Origin of the sequence: Actinoplanes sp. TBRC 11911 (genome assembly GCF_012933445.1) — a bacterium.
Taxonomy (GTDB): domain Bacteria; phylum Actinomycetota; class Actinomycetes; order Mycobacteriales; family Micromonosporaceae; genus Actinoplanes.
Map to the genome: position 1 here is coordinate 26851 of NZ_JABBNC010000048.1, position 26640 is coordinate 53490.

The following is a 26640-nucleotide window of genomic DNA, read 5'->3' on the forward strand; positions in this document are numbered from 1 at the left end:
TCCGATCACGATGTCAGGTGCACGGGCCGGTGCGTGAACTGCTCGATGTCGCCCGCGGTGACGTCGAGCAGTTTGTAGGCCAGATCGGCCAGCGCCCGCGCGGTGGCCAGTTCGTCGCCGATCTCCGGCACCTCGGTGTCGGCCGGCCGGCGGCGGGCCTCGCCTTCGCCCCGGATGGGCGCACGGGCATCGGTGTGCAGTACAGCCGCCGCATGGGTGAGCCGCTTCTTCTCGTCCTCCGTGATCGTCACATCCACGGTCCATGCCCGGGTGTGCAGCATGACGGCACCTCCTTCGCTTGCTTCACCTCCATCGCAAACCTGAACCACCGCCTCAACCAGTGCCATTGGTCCCTGGTCGGACAACGGCCGCGAAAGAGAAGGTGAGGGCAGGAGCTGACCGAAGGGAGGCGCGTGATGGGACCGGCATACCGCGCGCAGGTGCTCGAGACGCACGCCGCGATCCTGCTCTTCCTGGGCGATCGGGCATACAAGCTCAAGAAGGCCGTCGACCTCGGCTTCCTGGACTTTCGCGACCGCACCGACCGGAATGCCGTCTGCCACCGTGAGGTCGAGCTCAACCGCCGCTTGGCCGCCGACGTCTACCTCGGCGTAGCCGACGTGCACGGCCCCGGCGGCGAGCTCTGGGACCACTTGGTGGTGATGCGGCGGATGCCGCCCGAGCGCCGGCTGTCCACGCTGATCCGAGCCGGGGCGCCAGTCGAGGACGACCTGCGCCGGCTGGCCCGTCTGCTGGCGCGGTTCCACGCCACTGCCGACCGCAGCCCGGTGATCGCCGCCGAGGGCACGCGAGCAGCCTTGCGCGGTCGATGGGACGCCACCTTCGCCCAGCTGCGGCCGTTTCACGACGGGGTGCTGGACGCCGGCGCCGCCATCGAGGTCGAGCATCTGACTCACGAGTTTCTGGCCGGGCGGGAACCGCTGTTCGGCGAGCGCGTGGAACACGGCCGCATCGTGGACGGCCACGGCGACCTGATCGCCGACGATGTGTTCTGCCTCGACGACGGGCCCCGCCCGCTGGATTGCCTCGAGTTCGACGACCGGCTGCGATATTTGGACGCCCTCGACGACGCCGCGTTCCTCGCGATGGACATCGAGCACCTCGGCGCCAACGACCTGGCACGGTTGTTCCTCGACTGGTACGCGGAGTTCAGCGGTGACCCGGCCCCGGCGGCACTGCGCGACCACTACATCGCCTACCGGGCGTTCGTCCGCGCCAAGGTCGCGTGCCTGCGTCACGAACAGGGTGACCTGTCCGCGACGGCCGACGTCGCCACCTACACCGACCTCACGCTGCGTCATCTTCGCGCCGGGACGGTGCGTCTCGTGCTGGTCGGTGGTGGCCCGGGCACCGGCAAGACCACGTTGGCCGGCGCATTGGCCGATCGGCTCGGCGCGGTCGTGTTGTCGAGCGACCGGATCCGCAAGGAGCTGGCGGGTCTCGCACCCGAGATGAGCGCGTCCGCGGCGTACCGCCACGGCATCTACACCACCGAGTGGACCGATCGAACCTATCGCGAGCTGCTGCACCGCGCCGAGCGACTGCTGGGGCGCGGTGAGACAGTGATCCTTGACGCGTCGTGGACGGCCGAACGGCACCGCGAGGCGGCACGTGCGCTCGGCGCCGCTACACACAGCCGGGTCCGCGAGATTCGCTGCACGGCGGACCGAGCGACTGTCAACGAGCGGCTGGCCCGTCGCGCCGGCGGGATGTCGGACGCGGACGCCGCGATCGCGTCCGCGATGGCAGCCGCTGTAGCCCCATGGCCGCAAGCCACCGACGTGGCAACCGATCAGCCCGTCGACGACATCCTCGACCGCGCCCTCGCCGACGTGACACTCGGACGGCCATTGCAGGTCCTCCGGCCCTGACCCGCGCCCGGCACGGACGGCAACGTGGAAGACGGAGGAAGGGAGACCGCCATGAGTACGCGGATGCGGCTCGCGATCTGTGGTCTGAGCGCCGGGAAAAAGGCCAGGCTGCATCGGATTCTCTACAAGCACGGGCTGGGCAACGGGACAGCGCTGTTCCTGCCGTACGACCAAGGACTGGAACACGGTCCACGAGACTTCTTCGCCGACCCGATCGCCAGCGACCCGAAGTACATCGTGCGGCTGGCGCTCGAAGGCGGCTTCAACGGCATCGCCATCCAGATCGGGCTCGCCGAAAAGTTCTACTGGGACTACGCCGGCGAGGTTCCGCTGATCCTCAAGCTCAACGGCAAGACCGACATTCCCAGCGACGCCAGCGCGCTGTCACCACTGCACGCGTCGGTCGAGGATGCCGTACGCCTCGGCGCGGACGCGGTCGGGTACACGCTCTACGTCGGGACTCCAGCGCAGCAAGACGATTTCGCGCAGTTCCGAGGCGTACGGCAGGAAGCGCAAAGGTTTGGCATGCCGTTGATCGTGTGGGCTTATCCGAGGGGCGAGGCCATCGAACACAAGGGCGGAAAGGATTCGTTCTACGCCGTGCACTACGCCGCCCGGGTCGCCAGCGAACTGGGAGCCGACGTGGTGAAGGTGAACTTCCCGCACCCGGAGAAGCACGCCGATGTCCCCGCCGAGTACGGCAGCGAGTTCAGCAGCCAAGAAGCCATCGACGAGGTCGTGCGGGCGGCGAACCGGACCATGGTGCTTGTTTCCGGCGGGAGCCGGGCGAGCGACGAGGTCATGTTCGAGAAGGCCCAGGAGTCGATGTCGGCCGGCGCCACCGGCCTGATCTTCGGCCGCAACGTCTGGCAGCGCGATCACGAGGAGTCGTTGCGCTTCGTCGAGCGGTTGCGGCAAATCCTCGCCAAGTACCCGACGCCGTGAACGGAGACCTGCGATGAAGGCACTGGTCGTCTACGAATCCATGTTCGGCAACACTGAGAAGATCGCCCGGGCGATCGCCGACGGGCTCGGCGACGTACTGGAGGTGACCATCGCCGAGGCTCGCACGATGCCCTCGGCCGCGGAATACGACCTGATCGTTGTCGGCGGACCAACACACGCGTTCGGCCTGAGCCGGGCGGCGACCCGGCAAGCCGCGGTCGAGCAGGGCAGCTCCCGGCCGGCCGACGCTGGTCTGCGCGAGTACCTGGACGTGTCACCGATGCTGACCGGCGTAGCGGCGGCCACGTTCGACACCAAGGTCAAACAGCGGTTCGTGCCGGGATCCGCGGCAAGCAAGGCGCACCGGCAGTTACGCAGGCTGGGCTGCCGGATGCTGGCCGCCCCGCAGAGCTTCCGGGTCGCCGGCACGCCCGGTCCGCTGCTGGAGGGCGAGGTGGAACGCGCACGAGGTTGGGCGGCGGAGCTGGGCGAGGCGATGAAGACCGAACGGCATCGCGTCTGATAGCGGCATACGTCACCGGCCCCTTGCCGGGGCCGGTGACGGCTTAGGGTCAATGCGCGACATCCAGATAAATCCGGCCCGGCAGCTCCCCGACCCGATAGCCCGCTCGGTCCTCAATGCCCAGCGCGATCGAGACATGCCCCTCGAAGTCTCCGACGATGGCGTACGACCGGAGCATCGGGAGGTTCAGAGGGTGCACTCCGGACACGGTGGCTGTGCCGTTGTCGAGGTGCGCCTGAGCCGGGTGCAGGACGACCAGCAGGTGGTGCGGACCCGGCACGGCAACGGCCTTGCTGGACGGATCCGCGGTTACGCGAGAGACGTAGCGGACGGAGTAACCGGGTAGCGCTTCGCTGAGGTCGAAGACGATGCGGTCGAAGCCTTCCTCGGAGTGTGCGGCGGAGCGGACGCGCAGCAACACCGGCACGGGCGGGACCGCGGGGTGGTGGTCGACGGTTCGCGGGCTGGAGCCCCAATGTGGCGGTGTCCCAGGCGTCGGGGCGGTTGAGGTGACCGCCGGTGACGGTGTGCCGGGACTTGCCGGCGGCGGGGTTCCTGCCGGCGCGCCGGGGCAGCCCGTGAGGAATCCTGCCAGAATCGCCATCGCGAGAAGGCTGCGAATCATCGGTGACCTCCGATTTGTGCCCTGCTTACAGCGCACCTCGAAGGACACTCGGCCACCAGTGCCGACTGTCCGGCCCGAGTCGGGACCAATGACTCTGACAATGCCTGCCGCCCTCGACGATGCTTGCAGTGAGCCCATCGGAGTGCCGGAGAACGAGGCGACCGAGTAGAAGAGACGGCCATCGAGCCGTGCGGCCCACCGTCGCCAAGGCGGACAACGGCCGGCCTCGGACGGCATCCCGGTGGGCCCTGGAGCCACAGGAGGTGGTCAGTCATGATCGCGCAGGTCGGTGACCGAATCGTCCTTGAAGCGACCCATCTGGGCGACACGCGCCGTGCTGGCGTGATCACCGCCCTGAGCCACGCCGACGGCGCCCCGCCGTACCAGGTCAAGTGGCTCGACACTGGTCGCACCACCCTGATCTTCCCGGGAGCCGAGGCACGCATCGAGCATCGCTCCTGGGAGCCGACATGACCGCGTTCAACGGTGCCCCGATCGTCGTCGGCGTCGACGGTTCCGACCGCGGGCTGGCCGCCGTTGAGGCGGCCGCCGCCGAGGCGGCTCTGCGCCACCGCCCGCTGCACATCGTGCATGCCCTCGTCTGGGTACCGGCGGGCGTTTCCACCTCTCTTCCGGTGCACCGCTTCTCCTACGAACAGGGCGAGAAATTCGTGACCGAGGCCGTCGCTCTGGCCGCGCGATGCGCGCCACAGGTGGCGGTCACCTGCGAAGTCGTCCCCGGCGGCCCGGCAATCGTCCTGCTGGATGCGAGCCGGCGGGCGTCGCTCCTCGTGATCGGCGACCGCAGCCTCAACAACGGGCTGGCCGAATTGGTGATCGACCCGGTCGCGCTGCGACTGGCAACGCACGGCACGTGCCCGGTCCTGGTCATACGAGGCGATGCCCGGGCGGACGGTCCGGTCGTGGTGGGCGTAGACGGGTCACCCGACTCCGTCGAGGCTTTGGCGTTCGCGGCCGAGGAGGCGGACCTGCGCGGCGCCGAGATGGTCGCCCTGCACGCCTGGGACCGCGCGAACCACACCGAGCTCAACGACAACCTGCCGATGACCTCCGAGTTCTGGTCGGACGGCGACGAAGAGCGGCGGGTCCTGGCCGAGTCGCTTGCCGGCCTCGCCGAGAAGTACCCGGACCTGCGGATCAGCCGTCAGGTGCGCCACGGATCGGCTCGCCGCTTGCTGGGCGACTGGTCACGGTCAGCTCAGCTGGTGGTTGTCGGCACCCGCGGACACCGTGGCCTCACCAGCGTGGTGCTGGGCTCGGTCGGGCGCCATCTCGTCCATCATGCGGCCTGCCCGACGGCGGTGGTCCGCCACCGGGGCTGACGATGACCGTCATGCCGCGGCTCGTGGAAACGAGCCGCGGCGTCCTTGCGGCTGCCGGCCGATCCCGCCTGGCTGGGCGCCACGACTCGCCAACTCGTGCATGAAACGACGTGTCCGCTAATGGTCGCTCCGGCCGCGGAGGACCGGCTGACCGGGTCTCTCTGGTGACAGCCACCGGCCCGGGACCAGCGCAACCGGGCAGGTCGCCTGATGAAGAGCGTTGCGGTTAGCGGACCCGTACAGCAGTTCCGCGAAGCGGCCGCTCTCCCCGATGCCGGCCACCAGCAGGCGGCCCCGCCGCGACGCCCGTTGGATCGTGTACGCCATGTCCAGATCGTGGACGACGAGGCGATCCACCGGTACGCCGGGGAACCGCGCGGACCACTGCTGAAGCACTTCAGCGAGCCTGTTGTCGGCCGCGCCACGCTCGGTGGCGTACCCACCGGGCTTCATCACTGGCGGTGCGCTGTCAGCGGCGCCCGGCCTGGTCCACATGTGTACTGCAACCAGGCGGCTCTCCAGGAGCTCTGCCTCAGCGAACGCGTACCCGAGCGTACTGTCGCCGGCTGGACGGGCGGACGTCGCGACGACGACCGGCCCGCGCGACGGCACGACGCCGCGGTGCACCAGCAGCGGGCATGCGCTGTGATGTGCCAGGTAGGCGGTCGTCGAACCCCAGCTGGGTCGGGTGATGACATCGTCCCGATGCCCCACTACGAGCAGGCGCGCACGCTCGGAGAAGCGAGTCAGTATTGAAGCCGTACCCCCGTCGAGCATTTCGGTACGAATATCCAGGCCGGGAGCCGACAGGCGGGCGCGGCCAGCCGACACCTCAAGCAGGCGCAGGCCGTCCGCTCGGGAGGGCACCACGCCGCGGCTTCGGAACACGCCGGTGTACTGGCCGGGCCAGACGTGCACGATGAGTAACGGGATTCCATGGCGGGCCGCCTCCGCCGCGGCAAGATCCACGGCTGCCGGGGCGGTTCGTGAACCGTCCACCCCGACGACGACGGGCAGAATCTCGGATACCGACACGTCGTTGCGCATATCTGCAGGCTAGGGGCGGTACGGCAAGCTGCGGCACGGCCGGTCGACAGGTCTCGCAAGGCCTTTGGTCCCGTCGGCCATTCCCCGCGGGGCCCGCCGGTGGAAGACTCGTCGGCGGCGGCGCCTTTTGGGAAGCCGCCCTACGGAGGCGGTACGCCATGACAGATCCCAACGATACGAGCGATCCCGTCTCCGGTCTTTCATTCGCCCATGCCGCGCGACTGCAGTTCGACGAAATCCTCGAACAACTGGTGGACAGCGCCCGTCAGGTCCAGGCCACTCAAGGCCGGCTACGCGGCCTGCTCCGGGCTTACCTGGCCGTCGCCCGGGCCGACAATCTGGACGACGTGTTGCGCCACATCGTCGAGGCGGCCCGCGCCCTCGTTGATGCTCGCTACGCCGCCCTCGGCGTGGTGGCTGGCGGAGGCCTTGTCCGTTTCATCCACTCCGGCATGGACATCGAAACCGTCCAGCAGATCGGTCACTTGCCCGAGGGCAAAGGAGTGCTTGGGTTGCTGGTCGAACGGCCCGAACCGCTGCGCCTGCTGAACATCGGTGACCATGTCGCCTCGGTCGGCTTCCCCGAGCATCACCCACCTATGACGACCTTCCTCGGCGTGCCGATCCGAGTCGCCGACCGCATCTTCGGCAACATCTATGCGACCGAGAAAAACGGCGGAAACTCGTTCACCGCCGATGACGAGGAACTTCTGCTGGCCTTGGCCGCGGCGGCAGGGGTCGCGATCGAGAACGCCATGGTCGAGGTCGCGACCGACCTGCTGGGCGAGGCCGACCTCAAGGCGGTCCTTGGGCGGCTCGTCCGGAGCGCACGGGAAGCGATGGAGGGCTCAGGAGCCCTCGCGGCAGTCCCGACCGAGGATCCGACCCTTTTCCGGATCATCGCCACGGACGGCGTCTACGAGGGGCGGACCGGTAATGAGCTATCCATCGCTGATTCACTGCTGGACGACGCGATCGCCCAGGGCGAGCCGGTCGTCGCGGAGCCGTCACGGCTACCAGCAGGCGTGATCAAGTCCGGCCGTCCCGCGGTCGGGCAGTCAATTGCGCTGCCGCTGGCGGGCGAGCAGGACACGATCGGCGTCTTGCTCATCTCCAGAGACACGCAGCACGAACCGATCGACAGCCTCGACCGGGACATCATGACGGGCCTGGCAAGCCAGGCCGCCCTGGTCTTGCGGCTCGCCGACGCGCGGCGCGACAACGAGCTTCTTCGACGGCTGCGAGATCGCGAACAGATCGGCGAAGACCTGCGTGAACGCGTGATCGAACGGCTGTTCCGGCACGGACTGGCCCTGCAAGGCGCGGCGGACCGGGCCTTCCGGCCGGAAGTCGCCCAGCGCCTACAGGAGCAGATCGGCGAGGTGGACGCCATCATCCGCGACCTGCGCGACGCGATCCTCACCATGGGCACCGACGACTGAACCGTTCGGCCCGGCCAGGCAGGACTTTGTGCCCCTCCGTCGACGGGTGGACATCGCCCACCCTCGACAGGGTGAGCACCGAAACCACCCTGCGGACGTGGTTGATGGCCGAGCCCGCCGAACCCGCGCCGCACAACGCCACGGAGCGGGGCCGTGGACACCCGTGGTGGAAAGTGATGTGCCTGACCGGTGTGGACTACTTCTCCACGCTCGGCTATCAACCCGGCATCGCCGCGCTGGTCGCCGGTGTGCTGTCCCCCGTCGCGACCGTGGTGCTGATCCTCGTCACGTTGTTCGGCGCGCTGCCGGTCTATCGGCGGGTCGCCGTCGAAAGCCCGCACGGGGAAGGATCGATCGCGATCCTGGTGCGCCGACTGACGTACTGGCGAGGCAAGCTCGTCGTCCTCGCCTTACTCGGATTCGCTGCCACCGACTTCATGATCACGATGACGTTGTCCACCGCGGACGCGACCGAGCACCTGGACGACAACCCGTACTGGCCCACCTCGCTGCAGGGCCATCAGGTGATCGTCACGCTGGGATTGCTGGCCCTGCTCGGCGCGGTCTTCCTGCGTGGATTCCGCGCCGCCATGGGGATCGCGGTGGTGCTGGTCGGCGCCTATCTGGCATTGAACGCGGTGGTCATCGCGGACGGACTCACAGTGATTGTGACCCACCCGAGGACGGTCGCCGGCTGGGGAACGGCGCTGATCAGCCAACATGGTGATCCCTTCCTGACGGCGGGCGCCGCCCTGGTGATCTTCCCTAAGCTGGCCCTTGGGCTGTCCGGCTTCGAGACCGGGGTGGCGGTCATGCCGCAGATCCGCGGGGACGCGACCGACACCGAGGAACGCCCGGCCGGGCGAATCCGCGGCGCCCGGCGACTGCTCACCACCGCTGCCCTGGTCATGAGCGGCTTCCTGCTGACCAGCAGCGTCGTGACCACGATGCTGATCCCACCGGCGGCACTTCAAGCGGGCGGCCCGGCGAGCGGCCGGGCGCTGGCCTATCTGGCCCACGAGAATCTGGGGCCGGTATTCGGAACCGCCTACGACGCCGTCACCATCGCGATTCTCTGGTTCGCGGGCGCGTCAGCGCTGGCCGGTCTACTCAACCTGATCCCTCGCTACCTGCCCCGATACGGCATGGCCCCGGAATGGGCCCGTGCGACGCGGCCGCTGGTGCTCGTGTTGACCGGAGTCGCTGCTTTGGTGACGGTTTTGTTCCGGGCGGACGTGAACGCGCAAGGCGGCGCGTACGCGACTGGCGTACTCGTGCTGATCACTTCGGCGGCGGCCGCGGTGACCCTGGTGCAGGCGCACCACCGGCGTCGCGGTCCCACCATCGCGTTCGCCGCGATCACCTCGGTCTTCGGCTATACGACCGTCGTCAACGTGGTCGAGCGGCCGGATGGGGTGAAAATCGGTGGGTGCTTCATCGGCGCCATCTTGCTGGTGTCGCTGATCTCGCGGATCCACCGCTCGCTCGACCTGCGGGTGACGCGCGTCGAACTGGATCCGGTCGCCGACGGGTTCGTCCGCGAGTGCTCACGCCGCACGCTACGTCTGATCGCCCATGAGGCGAAGACGAGCAGCGAAGCAGAATACCGCTCGCTGCTCAACCGCACCGTGCAGGACAACGACCTGCCGGATGCGGGCGACGTCGTCTTCGTCGAAGTAACCGTCGCCGATCCGTCCGATTTCGAGGACGAGTTGCTGGTGCACGGCATCGTCCGACACCACCGATACCGGGTGCTGACTCTGGAGAGCTCCGCGGTGCCGAACGCGCTCGCCGCGCTGCTCATCCACATTCGGGACCGCACCGGCCACCGGCCGCACGTCTACTTCCGGTGGAGCGAGGACAACCCAGCTCTCAACTATCTGCGTTATTTGTTCTTCGGCCACGGCGAGGTAGCGCCCGTGACTCGGGAGATCCTGCGCCGCCACGTGCCCGACCGGGGTCTGCGTCCGCACGTGCATGCCGGCTGACCGGCAAGAACGGGTCTTTCGCCTCGTGCCGGACCGCTCCCGGATGTCACACGCTCAAAGCGGGACGCTAGGAAGGAGCGAAGCCATGTTGTACGGATCCGGCACCGGAATGAGCGCGATCTGGGCGCTGGTCATCTTCGCCATCGTGCTGCCCACCATGCTGTTGTCCGTCGCGTTGATCATGGCGCATTTCCGCCAGCCGTCATCGCCGCCGGGATCGGATGTCGAGCGGGTGCTGGCGGACCGTTTCGCCCGGGGCGAGATCGACTCGGAAGAGTACGAACGGCGTCTGGCCACGTTGCGGTCGACACGGCGCTGAGATGTCCACCGTCTTCGCGGATCCAGCCGGGCTGACCTCGGCCGAGGCTGCCGCGCGGCTGGAGAAGTACGGCCCTAACGTGGTCGCCACCCCGACACGACGGCACCTTGCCGCCCGCGTCGCTCATGAGCTGACCGACCCCCTCGTCGCTCTGCTCCTCGCCGCGGCCGTGGTGACCAGCGTACTGCGCGACCTGCCGGACACGGCGATCATTGCGCTGGTCATCGTGGTCAACACGGTCATCGGCGTCGTGCAGGAGGTACGCGCGGACGCGGCCATCGCAGCACTGGACAAGCTCGCCGCCCCAACCGTCCGGGTGGTGCGCGACGGTCACGACCTGATCGTGCCGGCCGCGACACTTGTCCAGCGTGATTTCGTACGCCTCGAGGCCGGCGACGTCGTCCCCGCCGACCTATGCCTGACCAAGGCAAACCGCGCCACCTTCGACGAATCCGCATTGACTGGCGAGTCGGTGCCGGTCGCCCGCGAGGCGGGTGACGAGGCCGGATCGGGCACCGTGCTCGTCGCCGGACGGGCCGCGGGCGTCGTGGTGCGCATCGGCCCGGCAAGCTCGCTGGGCCGTATCACCGATCTGGTATCCCACACCAAATCCGCGTCGACACCCCTCCAGAACCGCATCGCCCAGCTGAGCCGCATTTTGGGCGTCGCAGCGGTCGCCGTCTCAGGCATCGTCTTCGCGCTCGGTGTGTTGTCCGGCCAGCCCCTGGTGCGCATGGCGATCACCGCAGTCAGCCTGGTCGTCGCCGCGGTTCCGGAAAGCTTACCGGCCGTGGTGACACTCGCCTTGGCGCTGGGCGCTCGCCGGATGGCCCGGGCCCGGGCGATCCCGCGCCGCTTGCATGCGGTCGAAACGCTCGGGTCGGTCACGGTGATCGCCTCGGACAAGACCGGAACGCTCACCGAGAACAGGATGTCGGTCCAGCTGGCCGTCACGCCTGATGGCACCTGGTATTCCGTTACCGGCCGTGGATACTCGCCGGAGGGTGAGATCCGGCCGGAGCCGGGTGATGACGTTCGCGACCTCGCGCGGGCCGCGCTTCTGTGCAACGACGCCGATCTGATCCCACCGCGAACCGCAGACGCAGAGTGGACGGCTGCCGGCGACCCGATGGAGGCCGCCCTCGTCACGTTCGCGCGGCGCTGCGGACTCGACGCGGCCGCCGAGCGCGCGGCGGCGCCCCGCATCGCGGAGCAGCCCTTCGATCAGTCCACGAGGCGCATGACGAGCGTGCACCGGCGACACGACGGCAGCCGTCTGACGGTTGTCAAAGGCGCTCCGGAAGCTGTCTTGGACGGTGAGCTACTCACCACGGCGGGCGCGATGGCCGAGCAGGGATTGCGGGTGCTGGCCGTGACAGAATCGGGCCGCCCGGCCGGGCTGCTGGGTATCGGCGACCCGTTGCGTGATAACGCCGTGGCCACCGCGCGGGCGTTTGAACGCTCCGGCGTGCGGCTGCTGCTGATCACCGGAGATCACCCCGCGACCGCCGCGGCCATCGGGTCCCGGCTCGGCATCATGCGGCCGTCGGACCATGTCGCCACTGACCCCTCGACCGATGATGCCCGGGTGTACGCACGCATTCGGCCGGAGCAAAAGCTGGACATCGTGGCCGCGCTGCAGCAACGCGGCGAGGTGGTGGCGATGACCGGCGACGGCGTGAACGACGCCCCTGCCTTGCGCCGGGCGGACATCGGCGTCGCCATGGGCGGTGGCACGGAGGTCGCCCGGCAGGCGGCGGATCTGATTCTGGTCGACGACAACCTGGACACGGTGGCCACGGCGATCGGCGAAGGCCGGCGCATTTACGACAACATCCGGCGGTTCCTGCGCTACGGCTTGTCCGGCGGGGTCGCCGAGCTCATCGTCATGCTGGGCGGCCCACTGCTCGGCATGCCCCTCGCCCTGCTGCCCGCTCAGCTGCTCTGGGTCAACCTGCTCACCCACGGGGTCCCGGGCGTGGCCCTCGGCGCCGAACCGGCCGAGGCCGACGTGTTGGACCGCCGGCCACGCTCGCCCCAGGAGTCCGTACTTGGCGGCGGCTTGCTGGCCGGGGTGCTTGGCGGCGGGCTGTGCGTAGCAGCGGTGACGCTCGCCGCCGGGGTATTCGCGAGTCAGACCGGCCGCCCATGGCAGTCGATCATGTTCGTGGTGCTCGGGCTCGCGCAGCTCGGCGTCGCGCTCGCCGTACGGGCCAAGCCTGCACCCGGCGTTAGCCGTAATCGCTGGCTTCTGGCCGCCGTTTCGTTGTCCGCCGCGCTGCAAGTGGCCGGCGCGCAGCTGGCACCCCTGCAGACGCTTTTAGGCACGCGGGCGCTGACCGGCTCGGAGCTGATCGGGTGCGCCTTAATCGCGATCGTCCCCGGGCTGCTGCTGCGCGTTGTTCGCCGTGGGCGAGCCTGAAGCCGGGACTTCCGGCCCCTTCCCGTGGGACCCAACGCCTCTGCCCCGCACGCCGTGCCTGCCACACGATCGAAGTAGAGCGAAGGGAGCACCACCATGACCGCGACGGTTGAGCAGCGCGATAACGAAAGCGCCGACGCACTCGCCGTCGACGGTGGCATCGTCACCATTCGGCCGGTGCGGCCGGCCGACCACGACAAACTTGTCGCTCTGTACGCCACGGCGACTCCCGACAGCCTGCGCATGCGGTTCTTCGGGATCCCCGGCTCGGGCACACTGGCCGCCGAGACCGACCGGCTATGCCGGCCGGAGACGGACCGGCACCTTGCCGTCGTCGCCCACGAAGGCGACCGCCTTGTCGGCGTCGCCTCGTGCGAACGGACCCACGAGATCGACAGGCGAGGCGAGTTCGCGGTGTTCGTCTCAGACGACGCCCGTGGCCGAGGCATCGGCACACTCCTGCTCGAACATCTTGCGGCCCGGGCCCGGCGCCGCGGGATCGCCGAACTCGTCGGCGAGGTGCTTCCCAGCAACTTCCCCATGTTGCGCGTCGCCCGCGACCTCAGCGGCCACGCCTGGTCACGGTTCGACGACGGCGTCGTGGACGTCGGCCTCAACACCAACGGCGACGAGGACTCCGAACGAGCGGTCGATCTACGCGACCGCGCCGCCGAGCGTGCGTCGTTGGCGGCCCTTTTGAGGCCCGGCTCGGTGGCCGTCGCCGGCGCGGGACGCCATGCCGGCGGTGTCGGTCACGAAACCCTGATGGCGCTTCGCGAGTACGGATTCAAAGGCTCCCTGTACGCGGTCAACCGCAGCGGCCTGCCGGTCGAGGGAATCACCGCGTATCGCTCGGTCGCCGATCTGCCGGCCCCGGTCGATCTTCTGGTCATCGCCGTGCCCGCCGACCAGGTCGCCGGCGTGCTCGCCGACGGCGCGACGGTGGGGGTGCGGGCCGCCGTCGTGCTCAGCGCCGGCTTCGGTGAGGACGGCCCGGACGGCCGCCGGCGCCAGCACGAACTCGTCCGGTTCGCCCGCGAGCACGGCATCCGCCTGGTCGGCCCCAACTGCCTCGGCGTACTGAACACCGATTCGCACGTACGCCTCAACGCCGGGTTCGCCCCCGCCGCACCGCCGGCCGGTGGACTTGCCGTGGCAGCGCAGTCCGGCGCGGTCGGCATCGCCCTGCTGGAGAACGCCGCCAGCTCCGGCCACGGCGTCTCGACCTTCGTCTCTCTGGGCAACAAGGCCGACGTCAGCGGCAACGACCTCATCGCCTACTGGTACGACGACCCGGCAACCGACGCCGTCGCCCTCTACCTGGAGTCCTTCGGCAACCCGCGCAAGTTCGCCCGGACCGTACGCGCGCTGGCCCGCCGCAAGCCGGTACTCGCTCTCAAGAGCGGCCGGACGAGCGCGGGCAGAAGGGCGGGCGCCTCGCACACCGCCGCCGCTGCGGCGCCTGCCGCGACCGTGGACGCGTTGTTCGCCCAGGCTGGGGTCATCCGTCCGGAAGGGTTGGGCGAGCTTATGGACGCCGCCCGAATGCTGACCGGTCAGCCGTTGCCAACCGGGCATCGGCTAGCGATCGTCGGCAACGCCGGCGGCCTCAATGTGCTGGCCGCCGACGCTGCGGAAGCGGACGGCGTGACCGTAGCGCCGTTGGAGCCGGCCAACCCGCTCGATCTCGGAGCCGGAGCTACGCCGGAAAAGTTTGCCGCGGCCGCCGCGGCTGTCGCCGACAGCGGCGAGGCCGACATGCTGCTGCTGGTGGTGATCGGCACCAGGACTAACTCGTCGGCCGCCATTCTGCGGGCACTCAGCCCTGTCGTCGACGCACATCCGGCCCTCGCGGTTGCGGCGGTCGTGATCGCCGCCGACCGGCCCGCGCGTCTGGGTGCCCGCCAAGTTCCCGTCTACGACCTGCCGGAACGCGCCGTACGGGCACTCGCCCACGCGGCCGGCTATGCGCGGTGGCGGCGGCAGCCGCTGGGACATCGGCCCGTGCTCCGCGACATCGACATGGAACGGGCTCGCGCCGCGGTCGATCGGGCGCTCGCCGAGGGCCACGGCTGGCAGTCCTTTGCCCGCACGGAGGAGATTCTCGGGGCGTACGGGATCAGTCTGGTCCCGACGCTCACCGCGACCTCGGCGATCGTCGCGGTCGCGGCAGCGAACCGCCTCGGCTACCCGGTTGTCCTGAAATCCGCCGACCCCGCGCTCGTGCACAAGACCGACCGGGGTGGCGTACGGCTGGGGCTGACCGGCCCTCACGAGGTCCGTGAGGCGTTCGCCGCGGTCACCGCCGCCGGGCAGCCCGGCACCGGGGTCCTCGTGCAGCGGCAGATGACCGAGCCGGTCGAGCTGGTCGCCGGCATCGCCCACGACCCGCAGTTCGGCTCGGTCGTCCTGCTCGGACTCGGCGGCGTGCACACCGACCTGCTCGGCGACCGGGCGCTGCGCCTGGTCCCGTTGACCGACCTGGACGCCGGACGAATGTGGCGGGAACTGCGCGCCGCGCCGCTACTCACCGGATACCGAGGTGCGAAGCCGGTGAACACGGACGCCCTCGAGGACCTGGCGCTGCGGCTCGGCCAGCTCGCCGAAGACCTGCCCGAGGTCGCCGAACTCGACCTCAACCCGGTGCTCGCCGGACCCGACGGCGTGGTCGCCGTGGACGCCAAGCTCCGGCTCGCACCGATCGGCGCGGAGCCGGACCCAACACTCCGCCGGCTCAACACGGAGCCACCCTCCTGAAAGGAAGCGACATCATGTCCCCGAGCCCAATAGTCGTCGGCTACGACCGATCCGTCGAAGCCAAGCTCGCTGCGGCATGGGCGCTCGACGAGGCTGCCCGTACGGGGGCCGCCGTCGAATTCCTCTACGCCTACGAATGGCCGGAATGGCTGCCCGCCGCATCCATGGTCCCGGCGACATCCGTGTGGCCGGACACCGCAACCGACCACGCCATCAAACAAGCCCTGGACGAGGCCGTCGCGACCGCCCTCAGCACCCATCCTGACGTGCGCACGAAGATCTCGTTATTGCACAACAGCGCCGCACTCGCGCTGATTGACCGCTCGGCCCACGCCGGGCTCGTGGTTGTCGGTAGCCGCGGGCACAGCGCCGTGACGAACCTACTCGGCTCAGTCAGCACCGCCCTCACCGCACGCGCGCAATGCCCGGTGATCGTGGTGCGAGGAGAACCTTCACCCACCGCTCCCGTGGTGGTCGGCGTGGACGATTCGCCGAGCTCGCACACCGCGCTCGTCTTCGCCGCCGGAGAAGCCGCGGCTCGGAACGTCCCACTGCGCATCGTCCGCGCCTGGACGCCGGTGACCGGGCTGTGGGCCGGTACGCCCATGGAGACCCGCACCGTTCTCGAGTCCGAACGGCATGCCTTCGACGAGCTCGTGGCCACCTGGCGACAGAAGTACCCCAACCTGCCAATCACGGCCGAGGCCGTCGTCGACCACCCGGCCAACGCCCTGATCGAGGCGAGCAAGACCGCGCAGCTGCTCGTGGTGGGCACCCGGGGGCGCGGTTCCGTACGGGCCATGCTGCTTGGCTCGGTGAGCCAGCACCTGCTGCGCAACGCGGCGTGCACGGTCGCGGTCGCCCACGACCGCGAGGTCTGAGAAGATCCCCGGAGGCATCGCCTCCGGGGACTTTCGTCACCGCCGCCGCCCGGCTCGGTACAACTCGTCGGCTCCCCAGACGATCAGCGGGAACGGCAGCAGGAACGCCAGCTGGGCGGGCCCGAGTGCGGCCGTGCCGAAGATGTCCTGCAGCGGCGGCAGATAGATCAGGGTCGCGGCGAAGACCAGTTCGAAGGCGATACCGGCGAGCAGCAGGTGGTTGGTGAACAGGCCGATCGTGCGCAGCGACGCATGGTCGGTGCGGGCGGCGAAGGCGGTGCCGATCTGGCAGGCGACGATGCCGGCGAACGTCATCGTGGTGGCCTCACGCACGCCTCTCGCATCGACCGGGCCGCCGGGATGCCAACCGGCACGCCATAGCGTCCAGAAGTACCCCGCCATGACGAGCACGGCGGAGACCACGCCGAGCAACCCCCACGCTCTGAGCAGCAATCGCTTGTCGATCACGCCGGCCTTGGGAGACCGCGGCGGGCGTTCCATCAAGCCGGGCTCGGCGGGTTCGCGCCCTAGGGCGAGGGCCGGCACGGTCTCGGTGCCAAGGTCGATGGCCAGGATTTGCAGCACCGTCAGCGGCAGTGGCACCGCACCGCCGGACAGGGCGAAGACCAAGAACGGGACCACCTCTGGTACGGCGTGGGCGAAGATGTAGAGCACGAACTTGCGGACGTTGTCGAACACGCGGCGCCCGGAATCGACAGCTCGCACGATGGTGGCGAAGTTGTCGTCGGTGAGCACCATCGTGGCGGCCTCGCGGGCGACGTCCGTGCCGGAACGGCCCATCGCCACCCCGATGTCGGCGTGCCGCAGGGCGGGCGCGTCGTTCACGCCGTCGCCGGTCATCGCCACGATTTGACCGTTGGCCCGCAGCGCCTCGCAGATCCGCAGCTTGCCCTCGGGTGTGGAACGGGCGAAGACGATCTCGCCGTCGGTGGTGAGAAGGGTGTCCAGCTCGGCCTCGCTCATGCGGTCGAGTTCGTCGCCGTTGACCACGCGGCCGCCACCGATGCCGGTTCGGCGGGCGATCTCGGCCGCCGTCGGCCCGTAATCGCCGGTGATGACGTGCACCCGGATGCCGGCCCGATGCGCCGCGGCGACAGCGTCCGGCACCTCCGGCCGCGGCGGGTCCACCATCGCGACCAGACCGAGCAGCGTCATTCCCCCCTCGGCGACGTCGCGGTCGTCCGGCGGTGGTCCAGTCCACGGCCGGCTCGCGATCGCTAGTACGCGGAGTCCGGACGAGGCGAAGCGCCGCACCGTTTCCGGCAGGCTTGGATCGGTCCGGCCGGCGCACAGCGGCAGGATGGATTCCGCGGCGCCCTTGGCGTAAACACGATCACCGTCGATAACCGTCATGCGCTTGAGTCGCGGGTCAAAAGCGTACAACGCACGAAGGTCGCGGTCGGCCGCGGAGACCTCCTCACCACGGCGCCCGGCAAGCCGCAGCAGGGCAAGCTCGGTCGGGTCACCGGTGTCCTCGGCCACGCCATCATGCGCCAGACGGGCTGTAGTACACGAGGCGGCCGCGTGGACAAGCTCCTGCGCGATGGGATCGGCCACGTCGCATTCGCCGCCCTGCGGCAGCCACAGGCGGGTCACACGCATCCTGTTCTCGGTCAGCGTCCCCGTCTTGTCGGTGCAGATGACCGTCGTCGAGCCGAGCGTTTCGACGGCGGACAGCCGCTTGACCACCGCGCCGCGGCGCGCCAGCTCACGAACGCCCGCGGCCAGCGCGAGCGTGATCGTCGGCAGCAGGCCCTCGGGCACGTTGGCGACGATCAGGCCGATGGCGAAGCTGATCGCCGCGGCCCAACCGAGCCCGGCCACCACACCGATGGGCAGGAAGGCCACACCCGCGGCGACCGCGGCGGCGGCGATGACCCAGGTCGCGCGGCGTACCTGCCGTTCCAGCGGACTCGGCTCGGTACGGCCCCGCTGCGAGAGGGCCGCGATCCGCCCTATCTCGGAGTGCATTCCGGTCCGGACCACGACCGCGCGGGCCTGCCCCGCCGTGCAGGCCGTGCCGCTGAACACCAGCTCCCGCGCCTCGAGCAGCGGGCCCGGCACGATCTCAGCGTCCGCGGCCCGGCCGGCCGGCACGGACTCGCCGTTGAGCGACGACATGTCCACCGACACGGCGCCCTCGATCAGCCGGCCGTCGGCGCAGATCCGGTCACCCTCGCCCAGGGCCATCACATCGCCCGGTACCAGTTCCCGGGCCGGCGCTTCGCTGAGCACGCCGTCGCGGATCACGTGAGCGGTGACCGGCAGGTAGGCGGCGAGCGCCTCGACCGCTCGTTCGGCCTGCCGCTCCTGAACGAAGGCGAAACCCGCGTTCAACAAGATCACGGCCACGACCGCTACCGCCAGGGCAGGCGTCCCGCCGAGCCAGGCGAGGAGCGCGGCAAGCATCAGCAGCAGCGCGAGCGGCTGAGTGAACTGGGCCAGCAACTCCGCGATCCAGGACCGGCCCGCGCGGCGGGTCAGCTCGTTCGGGCCGTACACCGTGAGCCGGCGCGCCGCCTCCCGGGCGCGCAGACCCCCGGCCGACGTACGCAGGTCGCGGAACAGCTCGGGCGGCGGGCGTCGTTGGTCCGCCATCGTCTCGGTCATGGTTTCAGCGTCGACCGCTGCCGGCGGCCCCGGCAGTGCCGATGGCGCACTCAGGACAGGACTTTGGTCCCGCTCGGATCAGGAGTTTGTGCCCGGTTGCGACGGACATCGTTCCGGCAGTCTCAAGGCATCGGACATCGAACAAGGAGGACATCATGACGACCATCGGCCGGGATACCACCGCGCATCTCGAGAACGTTGAGGCGCCCGGCTCCATGCTGACCAAGAACGCCGCCAAGGCACTCGCCGTCCTGCGCATCTCGCTAGGCTTCGTCTTCCTCTGGGCATTCATCGACAAGACCTCCGGCTGGGGCTACGCCACCCCGTCCGCCAGGGCCTGGATCAACGGCGGCTCGCCCACCAAGGGCTTCCTGTCCGGCGTGGACGTGGGCCCGTTCCAGGGCTTCTTCCACAACATCGCCGGCGACGCCTGGGCCGACTGGCTGTTCATGCTCGGGCTGCTCGGCATCGGCGTCGCACTGATCCTCGGCATCGGCATGCGGCTGGCCGCGGGCGCGGCCGTCGTGATGATGGCGTTCATGTGGGTCGCCGAGTACCCGCTCGCCCAGCACACCAGCGCCGGCAAGCCGAGCATGTCCACCAACCCCATCACCGACTACCACTTCATTTACGCCGTCAGCGCCATCGCCCTGGCATTCACCTACGCCGGGCACACCTGGGGCCTCGGCCGCCGGTGGACGAAGCTGCCGCTCGTGCAGAAGAACCGGTGGCTCATCTGACAGCGCGGACCACCAAAGGCCGGCGACCTTCGGGCCGCCGGCTCACATTATGGAGTGACACCGCTCGCGACCGTAGGGAGCAATCGTGACCACGCTGGCACACAACGATGAGATCCTGGCGCATCCGACCGATGAGGAACTGGCCGGCGTCGACGCCTGGTGGCGGGCCGCCAACTACCTCACCATCGGTCAGATCTATTTGCAGGCGAACCCGCTGCTGCGCGTACCGCTACGGCCCGAACACATCAAGCCGCGGCTCCTCGGCCACTGGGGTACCAGCCCGGGACTGTCGTTCGTCTACGCGCACATGTCCCGGCTGATCCGGCACACAGGGCAAAAGACCATCTATCTGGCGGGACCGGGCCACGGCGGTCCCGCGCTGGTCGCGGCCGGCTGGCTGGAGGGCACCTACAGCGAGATCTATCCGGCCGTCAGCCGTGACGAGGCCGGCATGCTGCACCTGTTCCGCCAGTTCTCCAGCCCCGGCGGTATCCCCAGCCACGTGTCGGTGACTACGCCCGGCTCGATTCATGAGGGCGGCGAGCTCGGATACGTGCTGGTCCACGCGTTCGGCGCGGTCTTCGACAACCCGGACCTGCTCGCGGTGGCGGTGGTCGGGGACGGCGAGGCCGAGACCGGTCCCCTGGAGGGGTCGTGGAAGGGCATTTCCTTCCTCAATCCCGTACGCGACGGGGCCGTGCTGCCGATCCTGCACCTCAACGGCGCGAAAATCTCCGGGCCGACCGTACTGGGCCGCAAGGACCCCGAGGAGGTGCGGTCGCTGCTGCACGGACATGGCTATGACGTCATCGAGGTCGGCGGGGACGACCTGCCCGGCATGCATGTCCGCTTCGCGGAGGCGCTGGCCACCGCGTGGGGACAGATCCGCGACATCCAGATGGCCGCCCGCAGTGGCGAAGGCGACGGCAGCCGTCCGCGGTGGCCTCTGATCATCCTGCGTACGCCCAAGGGCTGGACCGGGTCGCAGGAGGTCGACGGAGTTCAGGTCACCGGCACGTGGCGCTCACATCAGGTGCCGCTCGCGGGCGTACGGGAAAATCCGGAGCACCTCGCCATGCTGCAGCGCTGGCTCGAGGCGTACCGCCCGCAAGATCTTTTCGACGCGACCGGCGTGCCCGTCCGCGCCGTGCTTGAGCAGGCACCCAGCGGAGATCTTCGGATGAGCGCCTCCCCGCATGCCAACGGCGGGCTGCTGACCAGGGCGCTGGACATCCCGGACTTCCGCGATTACGCGGCGGACGTGACGCGGCCGGCGACGAGCCGGGCCGAGTCGACCCGCAAGCTCGGCGAACTGATGCGGGAGATCTACACACGTAATCCCGACACCTTCCGGCTGTTCTCGCCGGACGAGACTAACAGCAACCGGTTGGGCGCCGTCTTCGAGGTCTCCGACCGCGCGTTCATGGAACGGGTGACGCCGGACGACGTAGCTATCGGACCGGACGGGCGGGTCATGGAGGTGCTCAGCGAGCACAACTGCCACGGCTGGCTCGAGGGCTACACGCTCACCGGGCGGCACGGCCTGTTCGCCACCTATGAAGCCTTCGCGATGGTCAGCGCCTCGCAGACCGTCCAGCATGGCAAATGGCTCCAGGAGGCGGCACATCTGCCGTGGCGGGCCAAGGTGCCGAGCCTTAACGTGCTGCTCACTTCGACCGCGTGGCGCAACGACCACAACGGCTTCTCTCACCAGGGGCCGGGGCTCATTCAGGTGGTCCTCAACCAGCGCGGCGACGTGGCCCGCGTCTATCTGCCGCCGGACGCGAACTGCCTGCTCTCGGTCGCCGACCATTGTTTCCGGTCCCGGTCGTACGTGAATCTGATCGTGATCGACAAGCAGCCGCAACTGCAGTACCTGACGATGGACGAGGCGGTTGCCCATTGCACCCGCGGCGCCGGGATCTGGGAATGGGCCGGCACCGACGACGGCTCCTCGGACCCGGACATCGTGCTCGCCTGCGCCGGCGACGTGGTGACGATGGAAACGGTGGCGGCGGCGCAGATCTTGCGCGACCGTCTGCCCGGCCTGCGTGTCCGGGTGGTCAACGTGGTCGACCTGATGACGTTGATTCGCCCGAAGGACCACCCGCATGGCATGAGCGAGACACTGTTCACCGAGCTGTTCACTGACACGGTGGACGTGGTCTTCGCGTTCCACGGCTACCCCGGCGGCATCCACCAGCTCGTGCACGGCCGGCCCGACGCCGACCGGTTCCGGGTGCGCGGCTTCATCGAACAGGGCACCACCACGACCCCGTTCGACATGACCGTGCGCAACAGGGCGTCGCGCTATCACCTCGTAATGGACGCGATCAACAACGCGCGGCGGCTGCCCCGCGGCGCCACCGAACTCAAGGCCTGGTGCGAGAGCCAACTGCGGCGCCATGAGGCGTACGTCGTGGAACACCTCGAAGACATGCCGGAAGTGCGGGACTGGGCTCTTTAGATCAGCCGGGTAGACGATCCGGGTGCGGTATGCCGTTTCGGCCGCCTCACCCGGTCCGACCCGGTACTCCTCCCACATCATCGGCGGCGGGGTGAGTTTCTGCTGCTTGAACCACTCGCTCAGCACCTCATAGGTTTCGGGCAGGGTTTCGTACGGACCCACATGCTCGGCGCACAGTGCCCGTCCGCCCGGAAGGTCGTCCACGACGAGCAGGCCACCGGGCAGTGGCGCGGGCGCGCGACTGACGGGGAAGCCGGCCGTCACCTCGAAGCGTTGGCCAACCTCCTTGCGGTAGATCGCGACCGGCGGTCCGGCAGGTTTGATGCCCTGCCGGTCCAATTCGTGCTGGACGGCCGGGATCGCCCGCGCGAAGAACGCGGGCAGCTCACCGACGGGGACGCGTTCGCGGGCGCCCACCACGATGCGCCGATGTAGTTCCACCACCGTGGGCTTGTCCATGATGTCGGTCATGTCGTCTCCTCTGTCGTGGACCACGAGAACGGGTCGCTGGGTGTGATGCAGGGTGGCCATCGCTACGCTGCCGAGCAGGATCTCCCGCACCGCCGAACGACCCCTGGACCCCACCACGGTGACGGCGGCACCCAGTTCGCTCGCCTGCCGGTCGAGAGCCGCGGCCACTGCGCGAGCGGGCGTGACGTGTCCGTCCACCATCCGGCAATTAAGGAGCTCGTATCCCGCCGGCGGACACGGCGAGTCCTTACCGTCGCGGACATAGGCATAGCGGATCAGACGGCTACCGAAGAGCTGTCGCGCGGCTCGCGCGGCCAGCGACGCACCCGCCGAGCCGTCCCATCCGACCAGGACCGGCCCGTCATGCTGTGCACGGCGCTCGGCTACGAACAACGGGTACGGCACCACCAGAACCGGCCCGGGCGTGTAATGCACGGCCATGTCGGACACACTGCCCAGCACCGCCCGCGCGCCGCCGAGCCCACGGGATCCCAGCACGGTCACGTCGCTCGTCAGCTTCGCGGCGAGCTCGGCGAGTTGGAAACCCTCTCCGCCGTAGTTGCGTGATACCACCGGCTCGGCCGCCCAGCCGGCGGCGGCCGCGAGCGAGACACCCTGATTCGCCACACGACCGGCCTCGGCGGCACCTTCACACTCGATCGCCGCGAGGAACTCGTCCAGTTGGTGATGGCCGGTCCAGAGCCGGCGGCGCATGGCCTCGTCGGCGAACGGCGGCGACCATACGTTGACAATGAAGGCGTGCGCCCGTGGCAGCAGCTCGGCGGCGACGCCGATGGCCGCGCCGGCCGCGAGCGACCCGTCGTAGCCCACCATCGCCTGTACGGACGTCTCGGTCATCGCCCACCTCCCGGACCGCACAGCTTGTCCTCGGCGGACCGCAGGACGTCGGTGAGCGGGCGCCGCGGTGTGCTGGGCGCGACCCGGCCATAGCCGACGCGGAGCACCATCTGCGCTGACAGGCCACCGTCAGGATCGGTGAGCACCTGGCGCACGGCCGGCACCTCAACCGGCTGGCTGATCGGGGTGGTGGCGAGATTTTGCCACGTCGCGGTGAGAAGCACCCGCTGCAAAGCCTGGCCGGCGCGGACCCAGTCGCAATGTCCGTCGCCCTCGGTGGCGAGGATCAGGATGGTCGGGTATGGCTCGAATTTCTCGGTCGGCCGGGGCAGTTCCGAAAGCTCGGCGAAGTCTCTGATCGGCACAGTCTCCAGGGCGTCCCAGGGCCCGACCGCCCACAGCGGCACCCCGTCGTGCCGGACACCGCCGGTCCAACGGGCGATCTCGTCACGGTACCCAGGCCGCGCACGCAGCCAGCGGTCGGCCGACATCGCCAAGGCCAGAATTCTGTCCCGCGCGGGCGCGGAGGCCACGGTGAGCACGGCGCCCTCCCGGCGGGCGGCATCGCGCATCTGCTCCAAGGCCTGCTGCGGGACGGGGGTGTGCGCGAACGGCCAGCGATTGGTGTGCCGGTGCGGGATCGCCGCGGACAAAGCCTCCGTCGCGGCGGTCACCGGCGCTGTCCCGGTGATGGTCGCGCGTGCGACGAGGTGCGAGGCCTCTGCGGCGGGGAACAACGTCACCCGTGTCTCATATCCGGCCTGTTCGATCGCCAGCCGCAACGTGAACAACGCCGCCCCGATGCTGATGAGCTGCTCCCGGCCGTCCGGATCGATGACCTCCAGGCGACGGCGGGGATCCGTGTACACCTCGACCGACGCCCGCTCGACACGGAACAGCCACGGCTGACTGTTGTGCAGAGAAGGCGCTGCGGTGGCGCTACGGACGCAGTCGGCGAGGACTTTGCGTGAGGGCGGACCAATCGTCGTGGCCATCGCTCCTCCTCGTCATAAACTTCCGTCACCTCAACCACACCGCGGGAACAAGGCGCCGACCAGGGTCTTTCGGCCTTGGGAGGTAGCCGGGACCGGCGTGGCGAAACCACTGCGGGCGGGACCTGTGACCTCTTCGGTGCGGTGCTCAACGCATCACACGCCTACGCCTGAGCCGAGCGGCACGAACCGGCCGGCGGTCCAAAGGCCGCCGGCCGGTCAGCGAGGGATTCACTTGTCCGGGGTGACGGTGATCTGCCGGCCGGCCGGCTGCGGCGCGGTCAGCGGCACCGTGATCTCGAGGATTCCCTTGCGGTAGGTGGCTTTGATCGCGTCCTCGTCAGCGTTCTGCGGCAGGCGCACCGAGCGTTGCAGCGACCCGTACCGGAACTCGGTGCGGTGCCGGCTGGTCTCTTCCTCCCGGCGCTCAGCCTTCACGGTCAGCACGCCGTGCAATGCGGAGATGCGGATGTCCTTCTCGGGGTCCAGCCCGGGCAGTTCGGCGCGCAGAACGTACTCCTGGTCAGCGACCTTGTCCTCGAAGCGGATGACCGGCAACGGCCGCGGGAAGTCGACCTCAAACCAGTCGGTCATATCGTCGAACAATCGCGGCAAGAGTCCACTCATCTTCTCTTCTCCTTCCGAGGTTGCCTTTCCCTTCCATCGGACCTCGGGCGAGTGGGGCCGGTCAGGGCCGAAAGGCCCGAACTCAGACCAGGAAGACCGGGCAGTACGCGTGCTTGATCACCGACCGGCTCACCGATCCCAGAATCCCGGCCGGAACACCTGCCGGACCGTGCCGCCCGATCACCAGTGCGGCGGCCTCGTCCGAGGCTTCGATCAGCGCGGTGGCCGGGTCGCCGGCGACGAACCGGCGGTGCATGCGGACTCCGCCAACAGTGTCGACCGACCCGGACCGTGCGGCCTTCCCGGCATGCAGTAGCACCAGGTCGCAGCCGCGTACCCGAGCCTCGCGGTGCGCAAAGCCGACTGCGGGGCTGTCGTCCCCGTCGACACCCACGACGATCGGCCGGCTGCCGAATCCCGGCCCGGGCGGCCACCCGGGAACCCGGACGACCAGCACCACACCGGTATGGTCCGCGGCCACCCGATCGCCGACGCTGACGCCGAAGACTGTGCCCGCCGTGCCATGACGATGCCCGACCACGACCAGATCAGCCTTGCGCCCCTCGACCAGCAGCAGCGGCGCTGCCGAACCCACGATCAGGCGTGCGGCCACCGGAACCGCCGGCGCGCAGGCGTGCACCCGGTCGGTCAGCCGCTGCAGAAGGCTCGCGCCCGCGTCCCGGTCGCCGCGCGGGCGCTGCACGTGAAGGATCCGCAGATCCCAACCACGCAGGTCGGCCTCGATCGCGGCATGATCCACGGCGGTGTAGCTGATCGGGCTGTCGTCCACGCCGACCAACACCACGCCCGTCTTCGTGGTGACAGCCTTCGGCTGTACCGGCGGAGCGGATTGCTCGTCGGAACGGTATCCGATCACCCCGAGGTAGCGGTTCACGGCCGCGCCGTAGCGTGTGGTGTGCCTGCGCTCGGCAAACGTGTGACGGGCTTCGCTCTCTGTCCGGAGCTTTTCGATATCAGTCATGGCCGGCCTCCCCGGACCCTTGTTCTCCTTCCATAACAGTCGCGGCGGCACCCGCCTCACCAGGGCCGTTGGTCCCGCCTACCGCGGAAGTTTGCCTGGGGCCACATAGCTGTTATTGCCGGATGGGCTCTGCCTGGCCTCGTGGTCGTGCGCCGACGGGGTCCGTGGTGACGCCGACCTCGTCATGATCACGGTGGCCGGCAGGAGCCATATCAGGAAAAAGGGATAGAGCACGAAGCTCAGCCAACCACCGGGTGCGAGCGGTCCGCTTTGAATGATCGTCGACACCCAGAGCAGTGTTTGAGCCGCAGCTGCCGTGGCTGCCAACCAGGACACCCATTTGGGGAAGGCGTGGTAGCGCAGCGATACCACCGCGACTGCCACCAGCATGACTACCAGCGGAAGATTGGCGACGGCGAACACCGCGGTCATTGTTTCGAGCAGAGCGGCGGGTGCCTGACCTGCCGGATCGTTTGCGGCGCCCACCTGGAATGCCTGGGCCAGCATGTTGAGCGCTGCCCAGGCAACGGCGGCACCGAAGGCCACCGCGGACAGACGGCCCGTTCCCTTCTCCGCGCGTAGCAGGCGGGCGCGCAGGCTACCGGCGAACCACAGGCTCATCGCGGCACCGGCCAGAAACAGCATGCTCTGGGTCACCAGCGCCGCGCGGTCGGCGGCGAAATCTGCG

Annotated in this window: 21 protein-coding genes and 1 pseudogene; 13 read left to right on the top strand and 9 right to left on the bottom strand. The window is 69.2% G+C overall.

Going from position 1 to position 26640, the window contains the following annotated elements:
* Positions 1-5: 5 nt before the first annotated feature.
* Positions 6-281, bottom strand: coding sequence for a DUF1876 domain-containing protein (locus tag HH310_RS39640; RefSeq protein ID WP_169180914.1), 276 nt, complete (start codon positions 279-281; stop codon positions 6-8).
* 135 nt (positions 282-416) lie between these two features.
* Here HH310_RS39640 and HH310_RS39645 point away from each other — a divergent pair, with 135 nt between their 5' ends.
* Genes HH310_RS39645 through HH310_RS39655 form a run of 3 tightly spaced genes read left to right on the top strand, consistent with a single transcriptional unit; the run spans position 417 to position 3360 of the window.
* The gene (locus tag HH310_RS39645; RefSeq protein WP_169180915.1) at positions 417-1892 is read left to right on the top strand and encodes an AAA family ATPase; all 1476 of its coding nucleotides are present in this window, start codon (positions 417-419) and stop codon (positions 1890-1892) included.
* A gap of 51 nt (positions 1893-1943) precedes the next feature.
* Positions 1944-2837: a class I fructose-bisphosphate aldolase gene (locus HH310_RS39650; protein WP_169180916.1), complete on the top strand. Its 894-nt coding sequence runs from the start codon at positions 1944-1946 to the stop codon at positions 2835-2837.
* 13 nt (positions 2838-2850) lie between these two features.
* The gene (locus HH310_RS39655) at positions 2851-3360 is read left to right on the top strand and encodes a flavodoxin family protein (RefSeq protein WP_169180917.1); all 510 of its coding nucleotides are present in this window, start codon (positions 2851-2853) and stop codon (positions 3358-3360) included.
* Between the two features lie 49 nt (positions 3361-3409).
* Here the strand turns inward: HH310_RS39655 and HH310_RS39660 are convergent, their stop codons facing one another.
* Positions 3410-3787: a hypothetical protein gene (locus tag HH310_RS39660; protein WP_169180918.1), complete on the bottom strand. Its 378-nt coding sequence runs from the start codon at positions 3785-3787 to the stop codon at positions 3410-3412.
* 471 nt (positions 3788-4258) lie between these two features.
* Between HH310_RS39660 and HH310_RS39665 the strand changes: the two genes are divergently transcribed.
* Complete coding sequence (locus tag HH310_RS39665; RefSeq protein WP_169180919.1) at positions 4259-4459, top strand: DUF1918 domain-containing protein; 201 nt, start codon at positions 4259-4261, stop codon at positions 4457-4459.
* Positions 4456-5328 carry a universal stress protein gene (locus tag HH310_RS39670; protein ID WP_169180920.1) on the top strand — a complete coding sequence of 291 codons (873 nt, stop codon included), beginning with the start codon at positions 4456-4458 and terminating at the stop codon, positions 5326-5328. Before HH310_RS39665 ends, HH310_RS39670 begins: the two co-directional genes overlap by 4 nt.
* Positions 5329-5445: 117 nt before the next feature.
* On the opposite strand, the gene HH310_RS39675 is transcribed toward HH310_RS39670, so the two are convergent.
* On the bottom strand, positions 5446-6375 hold the full coding sequence (locus tag HH310_RS39675) for a universal stress protein (RefSeq protein WP_169180921.1): 930 nt from the start codon (positions 6373-6375) through the stop codon (positions 5446-5448).
* A gap of 158 nt (positions 6376-6533) precedes the next feature.
* Between HH310_RS39675 and HH310_RS39680 the strand changes: the two genes are divergently transcribed.
* From HH310_RS39680 to HH310_RS39705, 6 genes are all read left to right on the top strand, one after another.
* Entirely contained in the window at positions 6534-7817 is a 1284-nt protein-coding gene (locus HH310_RS39680) for a GAF domain-containing protein (RefSeq protein ID WP_169180922.1), read from the top strand.
* 104 nt (positions 7818-7921) lie between these two features.
* Entirely contained in the window at positions 7922-9805 is a 1884-nt protein-coding gene (locus HH310_RS39685) for an amino acid transporter (protein WP_211193231.1), read from the top strand.
* An 85-nt stretch (positions 9806-9890) separates the two neighbouring features.
* Positions 9891-10124 carry an SHOCT domain-containing protein gene (locus HH310_RS39690; RefSeq protein ID WP_169180923.1) on the top strand — a complete coding sequence of 78 codons (234 nt, stop codon included), beginning with the start codon at positions 9891-9893 and terminating at the stop codon, positions 10122-10124.
* A 1-nt stretch (position 10125) separates the two neighbouring features.
* Positions 10126-12546, top strand: a complete 2421-nt coding sequence (locus HH310_RS39695; RefSeq protein WP_169180924.1) for a cation-transporting P-type ATPase — start codon at positions 10126-10128, stop codon at positions 12544-12546.
* Positions 12547-12642: 96 nt separating this feature from the next.
* Positions 12643-15303 (top strand): GNAT family N-acetyltransferase, encoded by a 2661-nt coding sequence (locus tag HH310_RS39700; RefSeq protein ID WP_169180925.1) that lies wholly within the window; start codon positions 12643-12645, stop codon positions 15301-15303.
* A gap of 14 nt (positions 15304-15317) precedes the next feature.
* The gene (locus tag HH310_RS39705; RefSeq protein ID WP_169180926.1) at positions 15318-16184 is read left to right on the top strand and encodes a universal stress protein; all 867 of its coding nucleotides are present in this window, start codon (positions 15318-15320) and stop codon (positions 16182-16184) included.
* A 36-nt stretch (positions 16185-16220) separates the two neighbouring features.
* On the opposite strand, the gene HH310_RS39710 is transcribed toward HH310_RS39705, so the two are convergent.
* Positions 16221-18815 carry a cation-transporting P-type ATPase gene (locus tag HH310_RS39710; protein ID WP_169180927.1) on the bottom strand — a complete coding sequence of 865 codons (2595 nt, stop codon included), beginning with the start codon at positions 18813-18815 and terminating at the stop codon, positions 16221-16223.
* Between the two features lie 155 nt (positions 18816-18970).
* Between HH310_RS39710 and HH310_RS39715 the strand changes: the two genes are divergently transcribed.
* The gene (locus tag HH310_RS39715; RefSeq protein WP_169180928.1) at positions 18971-19555 is read left to right on the top strand and encodes a DoxX family membrane protein; all 585 of its coding nucleotides are present in this window, start codon (positions 18971-18973) and stop codon (positions 19553-19555) included.
* An 85-nt stretch (positions 19556-19640) separates the two neighbouring features.
* Positions 19641-22022: a phosphoketolase gene (locus HH310_RS39720; RefSeq protein ID WP_169180929.1), complete on the top strand. Its 2382-nt coding sequence runs from the start codon at positions 19641-19643 to the stop codon at positions 22020-22022.
* A 66-nt stretch (positions 22023-22088) separates the two neighbouring features.
* Here the strand turns inward: HH310_RS39720 and HH310_RS39730 are convergent.
* From HH310_RS39730 to HH310_RS39750, 5 genes and pseudogenes are all read right to left on the bottom strand, one after another.
* Positions 22089-23351: pseudogene (locus tag HH310_RS39730) on the bottom strand (universal stress protein); the annotation flags it as partial.
* Complete coding sequence (locus tag HH310_RS39735) at positions 23348-24346, bottom strand: Acg family FMN-binding oxidoreductase (RefSeq protein ID WP_169180931.1); 999 nt, start codon at positions 24344-24346, stop codon at positions 23348-23350. The gene HH310_RS39735 and the pseudogene HH310_RS39730, both read right to left, overlap by 4 nt.
* 228 nt (positions 24347-24574) lie before the next feature.
* On the bottom strand, positions 24575-24970 hold the full coding sequence (locus tag HH310_RS39740; RefSeq protein WP_169180932.1) for an Hsp20/alpha crystallin family protein: 396 nt from the start codon (positions 24968-24970) through the stop codon (positions 24575-24577).
* Between the two features lie 82 nt (positions 24971-25052).
* Positions 25053-25952, bottom strand: coding sequence for a universal stress protein (locus HH310_RS39745; RefSeq protein ID WP_169180933.1), 900 nt, complete (start codon positions 25950-25952; stop codon positions 25053-25055).
* Positions 25953-26030: 78 nt separating this feature from the next.
* Positions 26031-26597 carry a hypothetical protein gene (locus HH310_RS39750; protein WP_169180934.1) on the bottom strand — a complete coding sequence of 189 codons (567 nt, stop codon included), beginning with the start codon at positions 26595-26597 and terminating at the stop codon, positions 26031-26033.
* Positions 26598-26640: the final 43 nt, after the last annotated feature.